At 40.7% G+C, this 18,361-nt stretch carries 14 protein-coding genes and 1 pseudogene; 10 read left to right on the top strand and 5 right to left on the bottom strand.

The features are described from left to right. Positions 1-157 precede the first annotated feature (157 nt). The 3 genes from ACFQIC_RS10235 to ACFQIC_RS10225 all read left to right on the top strand — a co-directional run bounded on the left by ACFQIC_RS10235 (position 158) and on the right by ACFQIC_RS10225 (position 5,345). Complete coding sequence (locus ACFQIC_RS10235; protein WP_204708158.1) at positions 158-781, top strand: hypothetical protein; 624 nt, start codon at positions 158-160, stop codon at positions 779-781. A 160-nt stretch (positions 782-941) separates the two neighbouring features. After that, a complete protein-coding gene (locus ACFQIC_RS10230) occupies positions 942-2,270 on the top strand; it encodes an efflux RND transporter periplasmic adaptor subunit (protein WP_204708157.1) in 1,329 nt (442 codons plus the stop codon). Continuing rightward, positions 2,271-5,345 (top strand): efflux RND transporter permease subunit, encoded by a 3,075-nt coding sequence (locus ACFQIC_RS10225; protein ID WP_204708156.1) that lies wholly within the window; start codon positions 2,271-2,273, stop codon positions 5,343-5,345. It begins immediately after the preceding gene. 264 nt (positions 5,346-5,609) lie between these two features. Here the strand turns inward: ACFQIC_RS10225 and ACFQIC_RS10220 are convergent, their stop codons facing one another. Both ACFQIC_RS10220 and ACFQIC_RS10215 read right to left on the bottom strand, forming a co-directional pair. Continuing rightward, complete coding sequence (locus ACFQIC_RS10220; protein WP_390217074.1) at positions 5,610-7,268, bottom strand: ABC transporter ATP-binding protein; 1,659 nt, start codon at positions 7,266-7,268, stop codon at positions 5,610-5,612. 57 nt (positions 7,269-7,325) lie between these two features. Then, a complete protein-coding gene (locus tag ACFQIC_RS10215) occupies positions 7,326-8,048 on the bottom strand; it encodes a CBS domain-containing protein (RefSeq protein WP_204708155.1) in 723 nt (240 codons plus the stop codon). Positions 8,049-8,453: 405 nt separating this feature from the next. On the opposite strand from ACFQIC_RS10215, the gene ACFQIC_RS10210 reads away from it, so the two are divergent. The 4 genes from ACFQIC_RS10210 (at position 8,454) to ACFQIC_RS10195 (ending at position 12,467) form a co-directional block, all read left to right on the top strand. Further along, a complete protein-coding gene (locus tag ACFQIC_RS10210) occupies positions 8,454-8,783 on the top strand; it encodes a helix-turn-helix domain-containing protein (RefSeq protein ID WP_204708154.1) in 330 nt (109 codons plus the stop codon). A gap of 1,016 nt (positions 8,784-9,799) precedes the next feature. Next, complete coding sequence (locus ACFQIC_RS10205) at positions 9,800-10,132, top strand: helix-turn-helix domain-containing protein (protein WP_390217073.1); 333 nt, start codon at positions 9,800-9,802, stop codon at positions 10,130-10,132. A gap of 323 nt (positions 10,133-10,455) precedes the next feature. After that, complete coding sequence (locus ACFQIC_RS10200; RefSeq protein ID WP_390217082.1) at positions 10,456-11,166, top strand: GntR family transcriptional regulator; 711 nt, start codon at positions 10,456-10,458, stop codon at positions 11,164-11,166. Between the two features lie 83 nt (positions 11,167-11,249). Beyond that, entirely contained in the window at positions 11,250-12,467 is a 1,218-nt protein-coding gene (locus ACFQIC_RS10195; RefSeq protein WP_390217072.1) for a M24 family metallopeptidase, read from the top strand. 300 nt (positions 12,468-12,767) lie between these two features. Here the strand turns inward: ACFQIC_RS10195 and ACFQIC_RS10190 are convergent, their stop codons facing one another. Together ACFQIC_RS10190 and ACFQIC_RS10185 are read right to left on the bottom strand one after the other, a co-directional pair. Further along, the gene (locus tag ACFQIC_RS10190; protein ID WP_204708151.1) at positions 12,768-12,992 is read right to left on the bottom strand and encodes a DUF3892 domain-containing protein; all 225 of its coding nucleotides are present in this window, start codon (positions 12,990-12,992) and stop codon (positions 12,768-12,770) included. A 1,498-nt stretch (positions 12,993-14,490) separates the two neighbouring features. Beyond that, positions 14,491-15,216, bottom strand: coding sequence for a metallophosphoesterase family protein (locus ACFQIC_RS10185; protein ID WP_204708150.1), 726 nt, complete (start codon positions 15,214-15,216; stop codon positions 14,491-14,493). 61 nt (positions 15,217-15,277) lie between these two features. Between ACFQIC_RS10185 and ACFQIC_RS10180 the strand changes: the two genes are divergently transcribed. Beyond that, on the top strand, positions 15,278-15,586 hold the full coding sequence (locus ACFQIC_RS10180) for an endo-1,4-beta-xylanase (RefSeq protein WP_390217071.1): 309 nt from the start codon (positions 15,278-15,280) through the stop codon (positions 15,584-15,586). Beyond that, positions 15,526-15,798, top strand: coding sequence for an endo-1,4-beta-xylanase (locus ACFQIC_RS10175; protein WP_390217081.1), 273 nt, complete (start codon positions 15,526-15,528; stop codon positions 15,796-15,798). The genes ACFQIC_RS10180 and ACFQIC_RS10175 overlap by 61 nt, the downstream gene beginning before the upstream one ends. A 412-nt stretch (positions 15,799-16,210) precedes the next feature. On the opposite strand, the pseudogene ACFQIC_RS10170 reads toward ACFQIC_RS10175, so the two are convergent. Next, a pseudogene (locus tag ACFQIC_RS10170) lies at positions 16,211-16,891 on the bottom strand (transposase); the annotation flags it as partial. 308 nt (positions 16,892-17,199) lie between these two features. On the opposite strand from ACFQIC_RS10170, the gene ACFQIC_RS10165 reads away from it, so the two are divergent. Beyond that, on the top strand, positions 17,200-18,096 hold the full coding sequence (locus ACFQIC_RS10165; RefSeq protein WP_204708148.1) for a DUF6612 family protein: 897 nt from the start codon (positions 17,200-17,202) through the stop codon (positions 18,094-18,096). Positions 18,097-18,361: the final 265 nt, after the last annotated feature.

Here is an 18,361-nt window from a genome sequence, read left to right as displayed (position 1 = left end):
CGAAATTTCAAGTTATTCATAAGAACCATTGGCATTTCCCAGGTCACATGCGATAGAATAAAAGAAAATCCCCCCGAAAAAATCCAACATTAATTTTCTTGAAAATAAGTTTTCCATAAGCCAATATGTGGAATAGGGGAACGAGAGGTGATATCCGATGAAATACAGAACGGCTCAAGATCTAAAAATATTATTACTCGACGAAGAAGAAAAATTTGTCAATCAAATTCCACGAGAAAAAGTAGACGTATACTCCTATCTCAACGAGAATTTTGACAACACCTATCTTCCAGACGATACCATCTACCAGTTTGTCTTTCGTCACTTCTTCAAATTGGACAACCCAAGCTTGACGAACGAATTCGAAGAAAAATACTTTAAACTGATGGAAGAACAGCGTGACGAAGAACGCCCAAACATCGTCCACATCACAAAAAACTTATACAATATTAAAAATCATAAAGGTAATCCGACGATGCAGTTCCCACTCGCCGCTGCCATGCTTCACGCCATCAATCCGGAATTTCCATCCTATGATAGCGATATCGCAAAGGCATTTGACTTTTCCTCCACCTATCACCTATCCGGATTTGACAAGAAGATGAAGCGCTACATCGGACAATACCAACACACATTCAATACGTACAAAGAACTGCTCGACGACGAAGCCATTAAACCACTCATCGAGCACTTCAACGACAAATTTCCCGACCATGATCAACTCCCGGAAGTGAAAAAATTAGAGTTTATCATCGGACAACTCGGTAACAGTATGCAATAAGCTACATAACCGTCGACTCTACACTAGGGACGACGGTTTTTTTCTGGAATCCGCGCATATTCACTCCCTCGACAAAACCTTGCATAACCTCCCATATTCTAGTAACATTATCCATAATTATGACCATGTAGTCACACATATAAGAGAGGAAGACATACATATGAAACGGATCCTAATCACCCTCCTACTCATCATCACCGCCACCCTTACAGCCTGCAACAGCCAAGAAGACACCACACCAGCCGATCAGCGCAGAACACCCGTCGAAACCGCCCAAGTTCAACAAGATAACTTCATTATCGATAGAAAAATAGTAGGGAGGGCGACCACAGATCTACCCACTCCCGTCCTACCGAGCACACCCGGAGAATTAGTGACATTAAACGTAGCTAAGGGAGACCGTGTCGAAGCAGGGGAGACTGTCGGCGTCGTGGACCCCGGCGACCAAGGAAACCAAGTAGAGCTCCAGCAAGTCGCCGTCCGTCAAGCCCAGTCCCAGCTCGAAAACGCTCGCACTCAATATGATCAGGCCGTCGAAGGTGTCAAAACTGCCGAAGAACAAGTCAACATCGCCCGTCAAGGGATCAACGCAGAAACGGAGCAAGCGATGGAAGCTGCGCGTGATCAGCTTGAATCCGCTCAGCTGATTGCGAAACAATCCAAAGAGCTTGCCGAAGAAGGAACGATCCCACAATCGATGTACGAAGAAGCGCAAGCCCGCGCCGATCAAGCACAGAAACAGTTTAATCAAACGTCCGACCAAGGCGGAATATCATCAACAGCTGTCGCCGAATCGGAAGCACAAGTAGAACAAGCGGAGCAAGCAGTGGCAGAAACTGAATCTGCCGTTGAACAAGCCGAACTAGGACTCGAACAGGCTCAAATTCAATTAGCCAACGCCCAAGAGCAAAGAGAAAACGAAGCGGTTATCGCGCCAAAATCTGGAGAAGTGGCTTCCGTTGAATTCAGCGAAGGCGACAATGTCAGCAATCAGCAGCCCTTTGCCACGATTGTCCGTTTAAACCCGATGACGATTACGGCATCGGTAACCGATCAACAGCTGTCTCTTTTTGAAAAGGGGAAAGAACTTGAGGTTGAGGTTTCCACTTTAGAGGAAACCGTGACAGCTACGATCGACTATGTTCCCTCTGTTCCTAATGATACGAACTTGTATCCCGTCGAAGCGACCGTCAATAATGATGAGGAAGCCATTAAACCAGGCATGATGGCTTCATTTCTGCTTCCGGAAACCGTCGTGGAAGATACGTTAATTGTGCCGACAGATGCCGTTGTTCAACAAGGAACGGAATCTTACGTTTATCAATTAGTGGAAGATGAAGTCGAACGGATCGACATCGAAGTAGTTGAAGCCCAATCCGATCGTACCGCGATTCGTGGTGATCTTACCAGTGGTGCTGAAGTCGTCACCAGCGGCCAACTTACGTTAACGGACGGAGCGAAAGTCGAAGTGATGAAGGAGGACGACTAAATGAAGCTCGTCAACCTATCCGTTAGACGTCCTGTTGGCGTTATCATGGTCGTCGCTGCGATTTTGGCCCTAGGCTTTGTTTCTTTACGATCCTTAACGATTGATTTGTATCCAGATATTGATTTACCAATTGCTGTTGTTTCCACAACCTATGAAGATGCGGCACCTCAAGAAGTGGAACGACTCGTCAGTCAACCCGTTGAATCCGCAGTAAGCGCCATTGAAGGTCTGGAAGTTTTGCAATCCCAATCTCAAGCAGGTGCTTCTCTCATCTTTATGCAATTTAGCACAGGGACCGATCTCGACAGTACGTTACTTGAAGTTCGCGAGAGCGTTGATCAAGTGAACCAAGCGTTGCCTGAAGGAGCAGGAGAGCCAAACGTGCTGCGTTTTGATCCGCAACAGCTGCCGATTATGACGATTGGATTATCAGGAGACTCTCCTGAAAAATTGCAGCAAGTTGCCGAAGACCAATTAATCCCGCAAATCGAACGTCAGGGAGGAGTAGCCTCTGTTGATATCGAAGGAGGCAAAACCCGCGAAGTCGAAGTATTGATTAGTCGTTCGCAAATGGCCCAGTATGATCTAAATACGCAAACGATTATGCAAACTCTGAATGCATCAAACCAAGCTGCCTCAGCCGGTTCAATTCAAAAAGGTGATCAAGACTTACAAATCAGAATTGACGGTGAGTTTGATTCGATTGAGGACATTAAAGACACGATTATCCAGTCTTCCTCAGGCGCACGCGTTACCCTCAGTCAGATTGCTGACATTGAAGAGAAATACGAATCAAGTACCGTTTCTGAAGTGGGTGGGCAACCAGCCGTTGTCTTGTCAATCTTGAAAAAGTCCGACGCTAACACAGTTCAGACTGCCGACAACGTACGTTCTTCCATAACGGAAGTCGAAGATGACCTGCCAGTCAATACCAACACAGAAGTTGTCCTTGATACAAGTGAGTTTATTAAAACTTCTATTAATAGTGTCTTTCTCAACATTATCTTAGGTGGAATTTTCTCGATAATCGTTCTCATGCTATTTTTAAAAAGTTTCCGTGCTACTCTCGTCATTGGCATCGCGATCCCGATTGCGATTATTTCTACGTTTACCTTAATGTATTTCACAGGTGAAACGTTAAACGTCCTTACAATGGGTGGACTAGCCCTTGGAATTGGGATGATGGTCGACAGCTCAATTGTCATTTTAGAGAATATTGTCAGCTATCGGCAACGTGGGTATTCAATGGTAGAATCCGCTAAAGAAGGGGCATCCGAACTCGCTCCCGCCGTCATTGCATCAGCGACGACGACACTTGTCGTGTTCCTGCCGATCATTTTTGTAGAAGGAATTGCCTCTGAACTGTTCACACCGCTCGCGCTCACGATTTCTTTTGCTTTGATCACAGCCTTGGCCGTTTCGGTGACGCTCATACCGATGTTGTCATCCAAATTATTGACAAAGCCATTACAAACGAGTGGACGCCGCTATTGGTTTGATCGGTTTTTAGCAAAAGTAAATGATAGATATCGCTCGCTCTTAAGGATTGTGTTGCGATGGAGAAAGACAACAATCGCTTTAACTCTCGCAAGCATCGTTGGAAGTGTGGCCTTAATCCCAAGCATTGGCACAGAATTTATTCCACCTTCGGATCAGGGACAAATTCAAATTAATGTCGATATGCCTGCAGCCACTTCACTTGAAGGCACACAAGAAGCGACAGACAAAGTCGACGCCCAATTGAAAACGTTCAGCGATGTCATTAAAGTGAGGTACCTCACAATTGGCGGGGGAAGTATGGGAGGGATCGGAGGAGGCACTTCTGACAGTGCCTCATACACCATTCAACTAGTCGACCCTGATCAGCGTAAATCTTCCACTCAGGCTGTCGTAAAAGATATTGATGAGGAACTTCGCGGAATTGCCGGAGCGGACATCGCGGTCAGCGAACTCGACGCAGGCTTAGGAACAGGAGCCCCATTGCAAATTCAGTTGAACGGGACGGAATACGAAGTCCTTGATGAATTATCACAGCAAGTCGTCTACGTCATGGAAGATGTAGAAGGCGTCAGTGAGCCAACCTCTTCTACAGAAGAAGGCCGTCCGGAAATGCAAATTGAAGTCAACAGAGAAAAGGCAGCTGAATATGGATTGAGCGATCAAGAAGTAATCACCCAAGTACAAACCGCCTTTACCGGACAAATCGCTACCCGCTATCGTGAAGCAGGAGAAGAAATCGACGTGCAAATGATTTTACCAGAAGATCAACGGGAAACGATCGCTGATTTAGAAGGTATGTCCGTGCAAACACCAACCGGCAGTGTCATCCCGCTCGCTACGATCGCTGACCTGGAACAAGTACAAGGTCCTGTATCGTTATTGCGAGAAGATCAGCAGCCGCAAGTAAACGTCGAATCCAATGTTATCGACCGTGATCTCGGCAGCACTACCGATGATGTACGTGCCCAACTTGAAGAACTCAATTTCCCAGACGGCTATTCCTACGAAATCGGAGGACAAGCCCAAGACATGGAAGAAGCCTTTGGAGACCTTGGTCTTGCGCTCATCTTCTCAATCTTTCTAGTGTACGCCGTCATGGCAATCCAGTTCGAGAATTTCCTATTCCCATTCATCATCATGTTCTCATTGCCTGCAACAGTGGTTGGAATTACTTCAGGATTGTTCATAACCGGCTTACCGTTTAGCTTACCAGCCTTTGTCGGCATCATCATGCTCGCAGGCATTGTCGTCAACAACGCTATCGTTCTCGTTGACTATATTAATATATTACGAAGCAAAGAATACGACCGAACCGAAGCGATACTCGAAGCAGGCCCAAGCCGACTGCGTCCGATCTTAATGACCACCCTCACAACAGTCTTAGGAATGGTGCCGCTTGCCATCGGAATCGGCCAAGGTGCAGAAGCCCAGCAACCATTAGCTGTTACTATCATTTTCGGCCTTACAGTATCGAGCTTCTTCACATTAATTTTAATCCCAGTCGTTTACACTTATTTTGACGACCTATCTAATAAAATCACAGGCATCTTCCGCAAAGGAAAAGACGAAGCCTAAACCTAAACCAAAAACAACCTCACCGTTTAACGGTGAGGTTGTTTCATTTCCAGACATATTTCGATTATTTCCAGGGAAATATATGATAGTTTCGACAAACTTCAAATTTTCATTAACATCAAAAAGGGAAAAAACCCTCCATCAAAACCAGATCTCCCACAAACCCCCTAAGGAATATTTTTCAATGAAAATAAATCATTTTAGACTTAGGAGACAATCTAACACTGAGTAAAACAACTATCCTATCAAAAGTAAGAAAAGTTACTACAACATCTGCTGATCGACCAATTCACGATATCGCACATTCTCGCGATATAATTCCGCATGGCGACCGTGCCCCGTAATCATCCCATCCTCAAGCATTAATAGCTGATCGGCATCAACAACCGTTGATAACCGATGGGCGATTACAAGCGTTGTTCGTCCTTCCATTAATGTCCGAAGCGCCTCTTGCACCGCTGCTTCAGATTCCGAATCTAAATTCGACGTCGCTTCGTCTAACAACAATATTGAAGGATCGCGCAGCAAAGCTCGAGCTATAGAGATCCGCTGCCGCTGACCACCAGACAGCTTAATTCCTCTCTCGCCAACCCACGTACTTAATCCATCTTCAAACTTCATTACAAAATCATAGGCATTGGCCTGACGAAGCGCAATCTCGACTTGTTCATCAGCGACCATATACTGAAGTCCGTAACCGATATTATCGCGTATCGTTCCTGACATTACCGGACTGTCCTGGGAAACATAACCGATGGAGCGGCGCCAATCTTCAAGACCGATCGACTGTAAATCAATTCCGCCCACCTTAATCACCCCAGCCGAAGGACGGTAAAAACGCTCAATTAAGGAAAATACCGTCGTTTTTCCGGCCCCACTTGGACCAACAAGCGCTACCGTTTGTCCAGTAGTCACTGAGAAGCTCACCCCTTTCAAAACTATCCGCTCCGATCTCTCATAACCAAATGATACATCTTGAAAAGTTAAACGTTCAGTGGTAATATATGCCTTCACTTTATCCTCTTCCACAGGAATCTCGTGCAAAAATTGGATCCGTTCCGTCGCTCCCATCGCTTTTTGAAAGGAGGTGAAGAATGTCGCCATCTGACTGAATGGAACAATGATTTGAAACACGTAAATAATCACTGCGACTAGCGATCCAGCACTAAGCGCACCAGAAGCTACCCGAACTCCACCGTAACCAATTAGCACTACGAGCACGACCATAATAATCATAGTCACGAATGGAGAGATAACTGCCTGAATACGAGCTTCTTTCATACCATATGTAAACAACTGTCCAATACCTCGTGTACCTTTATCACTCTCAGACTCTTCAGCATTAGACGATTTCACCAAACGAATCTCACTTAACACTCTACCTAAATTGGCGCTAAAATCCGCCATTTCATCCTGCAAGCGACGCGATACTTTATACATCATCCGGCCAAGCGGCATTAACACAAATAATGCGACTGGAACCGATGACACCATAATCAATGTCATTCGCCAATCAATCGTTAACAAGATCACCACAGCCCCAACGATCGTAATCACACCCGTAACAAATGAGACCAAATGATTGGTAATTAAATTTTTCACTGTCGTTGTATCCTGTGTGATCCGACTCATCGTTTCCCCGGACTCATGTTCGTCAAAATAGGAGACAGGCAGTCGTAAAATATGAGTCCATAACTGTTCACGAATATGGGCGACGATATTTTCTCCAATATAAGCTAGTATATAGTAGGAAAATCCACCCGATACGGTTTGAATCAGAAATGTGCCCCCGAGAAAAACAATTAATCCTGTACTTAATCCGCCTTCTGATAATTGATCCACTAAATCTCTAGCAAACAGCGGAACGACTAGACTTGCGGCAGTTTCCATTAGACTAAGTACAAGTCCACACCCACGAGCCATCTTGAAGGTAATCCTGCTTTAACATACCTAAGAAAATCCATGAGCGACCTTCGCTGTTCACTCATCAACAGGATCCTCGGCATTGACCTTTATTAAATCCCATGCGGTTATGATACCGAGCGGCGAGCTACCATGTTTTCCATCATTCGTTATAATCACAGATTTTAGCTTACGCCCCTCAACATGACTATGTTCATATATGTCCTCGACACCAAACACTGTAGCATCCTCAGGCATAAACTTCACATTATATTCTGCTTTATTTTTCAACAAGTTGCTTACCTTAACATCAGTTACGTCGATTACACCTTCCTTCAATTGCAGACTCATCCAATGAACAATGACCGTATCCGTCAACAGACCAATAAACTCTCCACCAACACCATCATAAATTGGAAACTGCGAAACCTCATGTTTACGAAAGGCATCCATCACATCTAATAACGGAGATTCTTCATAAAAAAACATCACCGGTTTTGTAGCAATATCAAGGGCTAACGGAGGTTGGTCAAGCGTTTGATTAATAACTTCTAGCTCTTCCACAACCTCAATATGAGGCGTCGCAATATAAAAATCCTCACGCACTCGCTCATGAACCATTGCATTACGCAATTTGGCATATTGCCTTAATGTATCAAAATGTTCCTTTACAACACTACGATCCTGTGAACGATTCAATAACTCTACGAAATTATCGTTCTTTGGGAAACTATGCATCTCTTTTAACCTTTGATGAATTTGGTTAAACGCTAATTCAAAACGTTCGACTAACTCCCTCATACGTCCACCTCTTTTAAAGAACTATTATAATTAGATAGAAAACTATATAGACTGGAGTTGCGGCCACTGATTGGTCACTAGAAAAAAGTATTAAAGAAATATCAAGAGTAGGGTCTCTCCACGTAACAACCATTTAAATGTCTATTTGGTAGAAGACTGACCTCATTTCAATGGACCATATAGCTAAACGCTCCCCGCTCTCGATATTAAAGGAGCTTAATGCAAATCCTAGAACTAGTTAAAAAAACAACTCATAACTAGTATAACTAAAACTTCACAAACTCACACCTTCGTAAACCAAACCTGAAAAATGATTACAATTTCCTAAAGAAAACTTGTGCTTTAAATAGAACGTAACGACAAATTATGCTACAATAAAACCATATAATGAAAGAAGGTGGTAGGATGATCGGTAATCGCATCCAACAAATACGAAAAAATCGACAATTATCCTTATCAGAACTCGCCGAACGAGCAGGGGTCGCCAAATCCTATTTGAGCTCCATTGAAAGAAACCTACAATCAAATCCCTCGATTCAATTTTTAGAAAAAATTTCTAAAGAACTTGATGTCTCCATGAATTATCTCCTTCACGGTGAGTCTGCCGAGAAAGATACAAATTTAGATGACGATTGGCTTGAAATCGTACAAGATGCTCAAAACTCTGGTGTTTCTAAAGAACAGTTTCGAGAATACTTAGAATTCAATAAGTGGAGAACGAACCGTAAAAACTAAAAAATACTAAAATCACTCATAACATATGTAGTGATTTTTTTAATGGGAAATTTATTCAAAAAGGAAAACTGTAAAACCTTAGTAATTTAGGCTCTATAATGAATGTGGTGGTTATTCTTGATACATCAAGGACTCAAGAGAATATAAAAAATGCACTCCATTCTCTCTTTTGTTAGTCTAAAGTTACGAGAGAAAAAGACAAAGGAGAGAGAACGAGTACACAATCATTTTACATATAGACGCTGGGGATAAAAGATAATAAAGTTAACGGCGAGAGTTGGATTAAAAACTTGTTTGGAAAAAATGAAAACGTCAGGCATGAACGCGTTAGAGAACCATTTGAACGATGGAAGACAGAAATATTACAAGCCTTTTGAATAACACAAATAAAGTATTAAAACGCAGCTCTTACGGGATCAAGAGCTATGAACGCTTAAAGAATAAGATTTTATGGCAAAAAGAAATGAAGATCTTAAGATTTTAATCATTGTTGTTTTGGATAGATGAATTTTTGGGAAACCATCTAACAAGCAGGACTCCCTGCGGAAACAGTGGTCAAAGTTCAAAGAGGGTCACGGGTCACCCGCGGAAAGCTAAGTGTATTCAGACTGCGGTGGCATAAGCAACAAACTATGCGAAAGTAACTAAATCAAAAGGGTGATGGGATCATTCTCCACCACCACATTTGACAGAGAACCGTAATTTTCGCTAACCGAACTCAGCAACCTACTGAACATATTAATAGATGAGTTAGATTTCCAATTTATAATTTTTATCTTAATTCTTCAAAGACTGAATCTGAAATGAATTCAGTCTTTTCACTTTTTATCTAATTATAAAGGACACTTTATTTTTATTAGAAGCAATAACAAATTCTAACGCACGTTGTATATAACAATAATATGCATGAATTCAATATATTGGATTTTAGGAAGTGCTATGATATAGTTTTAATAATTAAAAAGTCCTACATAGACCCTGTTTCATTACATGATTTGGTCTTAACTTGTTAATAAATGGATGGAGAAGGTGAAAAAGTGATCGGTGATCGGATTAAGACAACCCGCAAGGCAAGGAAGATGTCCATGGAAGATTTAGCTGTTCAAACTGGATTCGCTAAATCTTATATTAGTTCAATCGAACGAGGGGTTCAGTCGAATCCATCAGTCCATTTTGTAGAAAGTGTCGCTTTGGAATTAGGTGTATCGGTTCACTATCTGATTCAGGGAACCGCAGAAGAAGCGAATGGTTTTTTGGATGAAGGGTGGATCTCACTTGTGACGGAAGCAATAAATTCCGGCTTATCGAAACAAGAGTTCCGCGAATATATAAAGTATAAAGAACTTTGAATAATGAATATATATTCAAAAATTCTTGGTAGCTAAGACGTGTATGTTTAGTTCAAGTATTTGCCTGGTGTCTTGTACAAATAAAGATGATCAAGGTGTGATGGTGACTATAGAGAACGGTTCAGAGTGGTTTGTACTATTTTAAACGTGACATAATACACTACATAATTATCATATTCGTATTCTGAGTGCTCAGTTTACCGAAATAACTTATTAATATTTGCTGCACTTAACATTATAGATTGAACTTATATAGCTAATAGGCTTTTTATAGTTTTTCTTATAAAATAGGAAAGGAGTCTAGACGGTAAGGGAGTGTTCGTATAGCTAACAAGCAAAGGAAATTACCTTTATATGTACAAATTAGAAATAAGATGGTCCACAATATTCAAGATGGTATATGGCAGTCCGGAAAAGCTATACCTTCAGAAAGTCAATTGATCGAGCAATACAACGTAAGCCGTACGACTGTAAGGCAATCCATTCGTGATTTAGTGCAAAAAGGTGTACTTGAAACTCGACGAGGAGCCGCAACGAAAGTCAGCCAAGTACCAAATGAAGAGATGAGCAATCCAGGTGTGATTCATCACGAATTAGGTACTGATATGGACGTTAAAGTAATAAGGTCTGAAATAACTGATTATCATTATTTTGCAAAAAGTCTGTTGGATTTACCAGATGAAGTCGAGGTATATGTATTTGAAAGAGTTCGAACAGCAGAAGGAATACCTATCGCATACCAACAATCATTTTTTCCCGTTCCAGTTGGAGAGAAAATCAAAGATATTGTGTCTGAAGCTTTTGATTTATTCGCTTATTTAGGGAAACATAATATTCACTACACGAATATTAAAGAACAAGTATCCGCGTCGAATGCTACGACCTATGAAGCGGACCTATTAGGGATAGCTCCTGGGGAAGCTTTAATAGATATTCAACGTACGACACGTGGAATGGATAATGTACCCATCGAGTTTAGCCGCACGAAATACATTCCTTCTTCTTTTAATTATCGGGTAGAAATCGGCAAATAACTTATTGTAATAAGTAACAAGGTGTTGTAACATTTTATGTGCAATTAAATTCTTGCGTTTTAAGGATAAGTAGGAGGAATAGTATGGGAAAATTACAAAGCATTCGGCATGATAAAACACAAATTGATTTAGTACGAATGCGCCAGTATCGGTTAGGGAGAGTACGTGAACAGCTCAAGGAACTTGGGTATGGTGGAATTGTAATTTTCGACCCTGTTAATTTGCGTTATGCCACTGGAAGTAGGAATATGCAAGTCTTTATGTTAAGAAATCCTGCTCGTTATGCTTTTATCCCAACAGAAGGCCCAGTTACTTTATTTGATTTTCCAAATTGTGAACATCTTTCAGAGGGGATAGAAACGATCGATGAAGTGAGACCGGCAATTACTTTATCGTATGTTGCTTCAGGAGACAACCTACACAATAATGCGAAGCAATGGGCGAAAGAAATAGAGGATTTAATGAAACAGCATGCAGGGGATAATAAAAAGCTTGCTGTAGATTATATTCCATCTGTAGGTGCTATTGAATTAGCAAAACTAGGCGTAGAGGTTATGGATGGACAAGAACCGATCGAGCATGCTCGCAGCATTAAAAATAAACAAGAGCTTGAAGCCATGAAAATTTCTGTGCGTACTGCAGAAGAAGGAATGATTCGGATGCAACAAGCGTTAAAACCGGGAATAACAGAAAATGAATTGTGGTCTTACTTGCATCAAACAAATATTGCCCAAGGGGGCGATTATATAGAGACAAGGTTGCTAAGTTCTGGTCATCGTACTAATCCGTGGTTTCAAGAATGCAGTGATAAAGTCATTCAAGAAGGCGAACTCGTTGCCTTTGATACCGATATGAATGGCCCCTTCGGCTATTTCACAGATATAAGTCGCACATTTTATTGCGGAGAAGGTGAACCAACCGATGAACAAAAGCGCTTGTATCAAGTAGCCTATGATCAAGTTCAAACAAATATTGACTTGATCAAGCCCGGAATGACTTTTCGTGAATACGCACATAAAAGCTGGAAAATTCCAGATGAATTTTTCCCAAATCGTTATTTCACAGTAGCTCATGGAACTGGATTAAGTGGAGAATATCCTTATATTGTATACCCTCAAGACTTTGAAGAGAAAGGATACGATGGAGTAATCAAAGAGAATATGGTACTTTCGGTTGAAAGTTACATTGGATCGCCAGAAGGAAAAGAAGGAGTTAAGCTGGAAGAACAGTTGCTCGTGACAAAGGATGGGGTAGAAAACTTCTCTGATTTCCCTTTTGAACAAAAACTCCTAGGAAGATGACTCTTGAATTAGTAAACTCAACCCTGATAGCTGAGCAGTGTTATGCTTAGCTATCGGTGTAGTGTTAAGGGTAGAAAGCAGTCTGTTAGTTGTAATTGTCCGAGAATTTGGTGTTTAGCCGATTAAATGAAAAAAGTGTCCGATCAAATTTTGAGTGTTGTCGATAAATTGAAATAGAGTTAACACAAGAGATTAATTTGACCATCAAATTCTCCTGGAATTTCTCTGCCTTTTAAATAATTTAACCATCTTAGTCATAAGAAAGACACCTGCAAGAAGGCAGGTGTCTCAAAAAACTGTTTAATACGCCGGGAGATTATCAAGGTTATTATCCGGATCGCCGTCCGCATTTCCACGAATAACTGGTCGACCATTTCTAGCTTTTCCTACGTTCGCTCCATGAATCGTTCCGTCTTCAACTGCAGCAATCGCTTGTTCATAAGTTAATTCCCTACCAGTAGAGGTTTGAAAGCTAACAATATCCCCATCTTCATTTTTTCGAACACTCTGGAAGATTTCCTCCATAACTGCTCCCTCCTTTCGTACTTTTAGTATGGAAAAGAAACGAGTGATTAATACGGAAATATTACTTTTACAATAACGTGTGTGTAAATTGGTAGGTTAAAGTGAACTAAATTCTGCTAAGTAGAATGTAACGTAGAATTAAATACAATATAGAAAAAATCACCTATATAGTCATGTAACGCCGTCCGATTATACTGAGACGGCTTAAAAAGTGAAAGAAGTATATGAAGATAAAAAAAGTGTATTGAAAGTTAAGTAGTTCCGTTTCGGTGGAGAAACTTACGAAATAGCAACTACTTAGAAGAATGAATCGCATATAACAACACTTGAATTATCATACAAAATCGCAACCCAAATAATATAATGACAATAGCTGTCGTCTCCGTGAGAATTACTATGTTAATTGGTATGCTATTTGTTATGTTGATTTTTATAGACTAAGTAGATAATTGTCATTTTATGTTAAAATAATTGTAGAGTCTGCGAAGGATTGTTCTTTAACTCCCTCAGTTAGATTCTACCAGAGCAGGATTGTTGAAGATTCGATTCCGAGATGATGGGGGTTCTATACCATATAAGGTATAGGGGTGGCTTTGAAACAACTCGCTTTCCTGCGGGGAACTGGCAAGCCTCCTCGGTCGTTGGCACTCCCTGTGGGGTCTTGCCTAGCTCCTTCTCCCGCGGGAGTCTCGTCGTTTCAAATCCCCCCCTTTCGACATGGAAATGAATGAACCCCCGGCATAGGAGAATGCGTCTTCCTATGTTATAGGATAAAGCCTCACCCTACACGATCTCGAGGCTGCTGAAAAAGTGTTTAAATTTAACACGGGCAGAGAATCACAGTCAACATGTTGATGTTAAAGAAGAAATCACTCGCGTATATAGTTGTTGGTTGAACCCTATTAAAGCATGAGATATCTGATATATACGCCAATTGAAGCTTGATGCAGAGCAGGGAATATGGCCATCATACAGATCTATTGAGTCACTAGAAAAGTTGTTTAAAATCGGGTGTGATAGTCTGTTTAAATGAAGTGTACCTATTAAGGGTCCTTTATTTCAGGCCGTAAACGGCAGCTAGGAGCTTACCTGGTGTTTATGCCTACCACCACTTCTCCTTGTGAAGACCGTTTCTGAATTTATAGTACAGGACCCATTAATGGCAGAAGTGGATCAATTTCATGGCACAAGTAGATCGTTTCAATAGCGATATTCACACAGCAACCCCGATTTTAATAAAATGGGTTCCGTTCCATCCCCCATTCTCCGATGAAAAGCAACGGAACCGTCATTCTTTTATTAAACAATCTAGTACTTTAGTTTAACAAGAAAATATAGAAAAGAACGCTTGGGCATTAAAGTTTTAGTATGTTATTTCACCTGTTATTTTAGATTTTCTCCACGGTATCGGAACTACCTAAGTGAAAGTGCCTGTTTTATTTTCCGTGCTCTAGCTCAATATCCGAAAACAGGGGTAACTTGATCTACCCTTAACTTATCATTTCGATACCGAAGCATTCATTAATAACTTGCTTAGTAGATCTTTTTGAGGATAATCAGAGGCTTTCACATCCTCAACTAGTCTTTCTAAATCATAGTTTGTTCTCACAATCGATGTTTGCACACCACTATCCTCAATATCTACGATAGCGTAAGATGGTTGAGCCAATCCGTCAAAAGGCAAGCCAACACTGCCTGTATTGATCACGACTTTTCCATCAATATGGCGAATATAAGGCTTATGAATGTGTCCATACACATAAATATCAGCCATTTTATTAACCATCAGATGTTCCTTCATGCTTTCCTCAGTTTCTGTTGGTAATACAACTTCAAATAAATTACCAGGTGTCGCATGGAATCCGTGAATGTTGACTCCTTCAAACTCCTCATTTATTTCTTTAGGTAAATCGTTAAGGTATCTTACTGATTCTCCCGTCATTTTCGAAGTGGACCAATCCTTTTCGTCATTCATTCCCTCGATCACTTCATCAGGAACTTCACCTTCCTGAACTCCCCGAACGACCCACTCATCAGCGTTTCCTTTAATAACTTTAGCATCGAGCTTGCGAACCATTTCAACAGATCGCTGAGGTTCCAGTCCTCGATAAGAAATATCACCTAGAACGAAGAGCTGATCGATATTTCTTTTTTCAATATCTTCTAAGACAGCTTCAAGTGCACGTGCGTTTCCGTGAATATCTGATATAAATGCTAACCTCATACATAATCTCCTTTAACTATCTTTTTTTATATTGTTCCCCTCATTAGAAGAATCAAAACCGGTGTCTGAACCTAATCGGGATTTGATATTGATAGGTTTGTATGTTGGATTTATTCTTCCAGTTCATGCTGATAACTTCTTATCAACCTCATATTTGTCAAGAGAGACAGGTAAAAAACACCATTATAGTAGCATTATTGCAGAGAATGTAATGAAGCCTATCTCTATTCAATCAGAAGAAAGACAGTTTGATTTTGAAGAAGCTGATAAAATTGTAGAATTTGCTAAAGAGAATGATATGGATGTGCGATTTCATGGCCGCCAAGTGGTGAGTATAAATCTTATGAAGAGATTCCTAATAGTTTACTAGAAACTCAAGGAGAACGTTACAATCAGTTATTTGAGTCATATGAAGATTTAGATGACAAAATTAGTAATGTTACGTTCTGGGGTATTGCTGACAATCATACTTGGCTTGATGACCGAGTGAGTGATGTTGAGGGTGGACCTTGTAAGGATGCACCATTTGTATTTGATCCAGATTACAATGTAAAACCTGCCTATTGGGAAATTATGGACTGATCAACTTTTCAAAAACAATAAAAGCAGCTCAGCTATGGCTGGTGGGTTAAGTTTTCGAGTACAAAACATGAAATAACATATAAATTAGCATACAAAATCAGAGATTGTGCTTGAATTCGAGATGTTTGTGTGAATTTTGGGGCTGCGGGAAACGGCTCGCTTTCCATGGGGCGGGCGCTGAGCCTCCTCGGACTTCGTCCTGTGGGGTCTCAGCTGTCCCGCACATCCCATAGGAGTCTCCCCGTTTCCCTCCGCCCCTTTACCATATAAGTGTCTCGATACCACTTCAAGAAAAGGAAGCCATTCCTAAGTTTGTATGCAAATCTTGATAGCGGGCGGTCCTATTAAAATCCTTGATATAGAGAGGTTCATTGCAATAGAACACAGATAGTGGAAGATAGTCCTACTGGGAGAAATGAAAGCGATCCGCCACAATAATCGGGTCTCCTAGAGCTTTTTGGACGGCTGATTTGAATGAATGGCTCATGTCCATGATTACCATTTGAACATTGTCCCCTTTGGCCAGAAGGTACTGCTTCACCGTTTTAATGGACCGTTCAGGTAAGATGTCGTGTATTCGTCTCCTATAATGACTTGGTACTTGCCAGCTCGTATCCCCTTTATACTCATCAAACGCGATCACTTCAGGAAGTTGATCGATCTTTTTTAACATGGGCACAGAAACCTCATCAAAACGACGCATGGCCGTCGTTAGTGATGTACGGAATTGCGCTGCCGTATCTTTAAAGTTCATACCTTGGATGGCCCTAAGTCCCAAAGCTTGATTCCACTCCTTTGTATGACGTTTATAACGCTCAACAATAGGGTTTGACTCGGCAAATCGCTTTCCGCAAGTACAAACATACCGGCGTCTTCTATAGTAAAGGTATGTCGTTCGTTCAAAGAGTTTTAAGTGTTGAACCTTTTGTGTGCGATAATCATGTACCCTACATGTTCGCTCTTCACAAACAGGACAAGTATGAACTTGTTTAGGGATCTCTACAAAGATTCGGAAGACATCATTCATATCCTCCATCCTTGTAACTGTAACCTCTTCTAATCCTGGTAATTTCGTGTTAAAATTCACGTGCACACAACTCCCTTCTCTCTTGTTTCTCGACAATTCAAGTGTAGTAGATAGAGGAGCTTGTGTGTATTTTTTATGCTTAATTTTCTAAGACCCCAACAAATATTGTAGAGCCAAAAATGTTGCTATACCAATTAAAAAGGAGTACGAAACGCTATTGCGATTTGTACTCCTAAATTAATGTTTTCTCCCCGAGAATTGAACCCGTTAAGCTATGGCGGGCTGTTTTTTTATGTTCTTTAGGCGAATCCTTTTTATATTATGAATGAAACGGAGTACCATTCATAAGTTATTAAAAAAGAGGTGGTGTCTCGGTGAAAAAATTAACAGCTTATATCTTATTGGCATTCATGATGATGTTAATTGCATGTAGCGGTGACAGTTCAGGTGAAGACAACACTGAAAATGAAACCATGTTAGAAGAAGAGCAAACGAGTGAAGAAACAGCAGAAAAAACAGAAAAAGAGACCAGTGAAAGTTCGGAGGATACTAACAGTCCGGGCAGTGGTGATGCCGAACAAATTTTACGTCAGTCCGCAAAAGTAATGGCAGACTTAACAAGCTTTCTTGCAGAGGGTGAATTCACCGAAGACACTACAACGAATGGACAAAATGAAAAAACCGAAACCAAACTAACGATGGAAATGGTTCAGGATGGATCAACACAAATGTATGCACAATCAAATACGTTATCAAATATTAATACAGACGATGACACGGAGATGTATTTAGTAGAAGACGTGGTGTATATTAAATCTGAAGGCCGATGGTTTTCTATGCCAATGAACTCTGATAGCGGACAGATGTTTGAAATGTTCAAAGTACTTGATGATGAACGACTTGAAGATTACGTTAGTTTTGGAAAATCATTTGACGTTATCGATAATGACGATCATTACCTACTAACCTTTAGTGGAGATGATGAAGATTACAAATCAGTTGTAATGGGAGCAAGCGAATCTATGTTAGGAAACTCACTTAAAGAACATTATGAGAACATGGAAATCACCGGAACATATGAAATAAAAATTGATAAAGACACGTATTATATGAGAGGTTATAACACCGAATACGAGTTAACAACTACAGGGGAACTTGGTGATGTAAAAACCTACCACAACTCAACGTATGCTATTAGCAACTTTAATGAGTATGATGAAATTACGGTACCTGGTGAGGTTGTTGAACAAGCTGAATCATTTCAAGAGTAATTTATAGGATCTAGTTATTATTTTGCTGAATCAACCATCAATATACAAGAGCTAATCCATTATTAAAGTGGCTGAAATTATAAAATCTATAAAACTAGTATAAAAAATCGTATATCTTTCCATAATGAAAGTAGATAGTAAAGGAGAGGTATACAATGTTAAAAAGAATTTTACTAACAGCACTGCCCATACTTTATATGGTACTTATTTGGATTCAATCAAGCCACTCGATAGAAGCGATTAAAACATTCTTAGGTGTAGCACA

The organism is Halobacillus seohaensis (assembly GCF_042663045.1).
Lineage (GTDB): Bacteria > Bacillota > Bacilli > Bacillales > Halobacillaceae > Halobacillus_A > Halobacillus_A seohaensis.
The sequence above is the reverse complement of the archived record's forward strand: the minus strand, read 5'-3'. Positions and strand labels throughout refer to the sequence as shown.

Bases quoted from the DNA above. Each gene is read 5' to 3' on its own strand.
- ACFQIC_RS10235 (WP_204708158.1), top strand. From the start codon at position 158: ATGAAATACAGAACGGCTCAAGATCTAAAAATATTATTACTCGACGAA.
- ACFQIC_RS10230 (WP_204708157.1), top strand. From the start codon at position 942: ATGAAACGGATCCTAATCACCCTCCTACTCATCATCACCGCCACCCTT.
- ACFQIC_RS10225 (WP_204708156.1), top strand. From the start codon at position 2,271: ATGAAGCTCGTCAACCTATCCGTTAGACGTCCTGTTGGCGTTATCATG.
- ACFQIC_RS10220 (WP_390217074.1), bottom strand. From the start codon at position 7,268: ATGGCTCGTGGGTGTGGACTTGTACTTAGTCTAATGGAAACTGCCGCA.
- ACFQIC_RS10215 (WP_204708155.1), bottom strand. From the start codon at position 8,048: ATGAGGGAGTTAGTCGAACGTTTTGAATTAGCGTTTAACCAAATTCAT.
- ACFQIC_RS10210 (WP_204708154.1), top strand. From the start codon at position 8,454: ATGATCGGTAATCGCATCCAACAAATACGAAAAAATCGACAATTATCC.
- ACFQIC_RS10205 (WP_390217073.1), top strand. From the start codon at position 9,800: ATGGATGGAGAAGGTGAAAAAGTGATCGGTGATCGGATTAAGACAACC.
- ACFQIC_RS10195 (WP_390217072.1), top strand. From the start codon at position 11,250: ATGGGAAAATTACAAAGCATTCGGCATGATAAAACACAAATTGATTTA.
- ACFQIC_RS10190 (WP_204708151.1), bottom strand. From the start codon at position 12,992: ATGGAGGAAATCTTCCAGAGTGTTCGAAAAAATGAAGATGGGGATATT.
- ACFQIC_RS10185 (WP_204708150.1), bottom strand. From the start codon at position 15,216: ATGAGGTTAGCATTTATATCAGATATTCACGGAAACGCACGTGCACTT.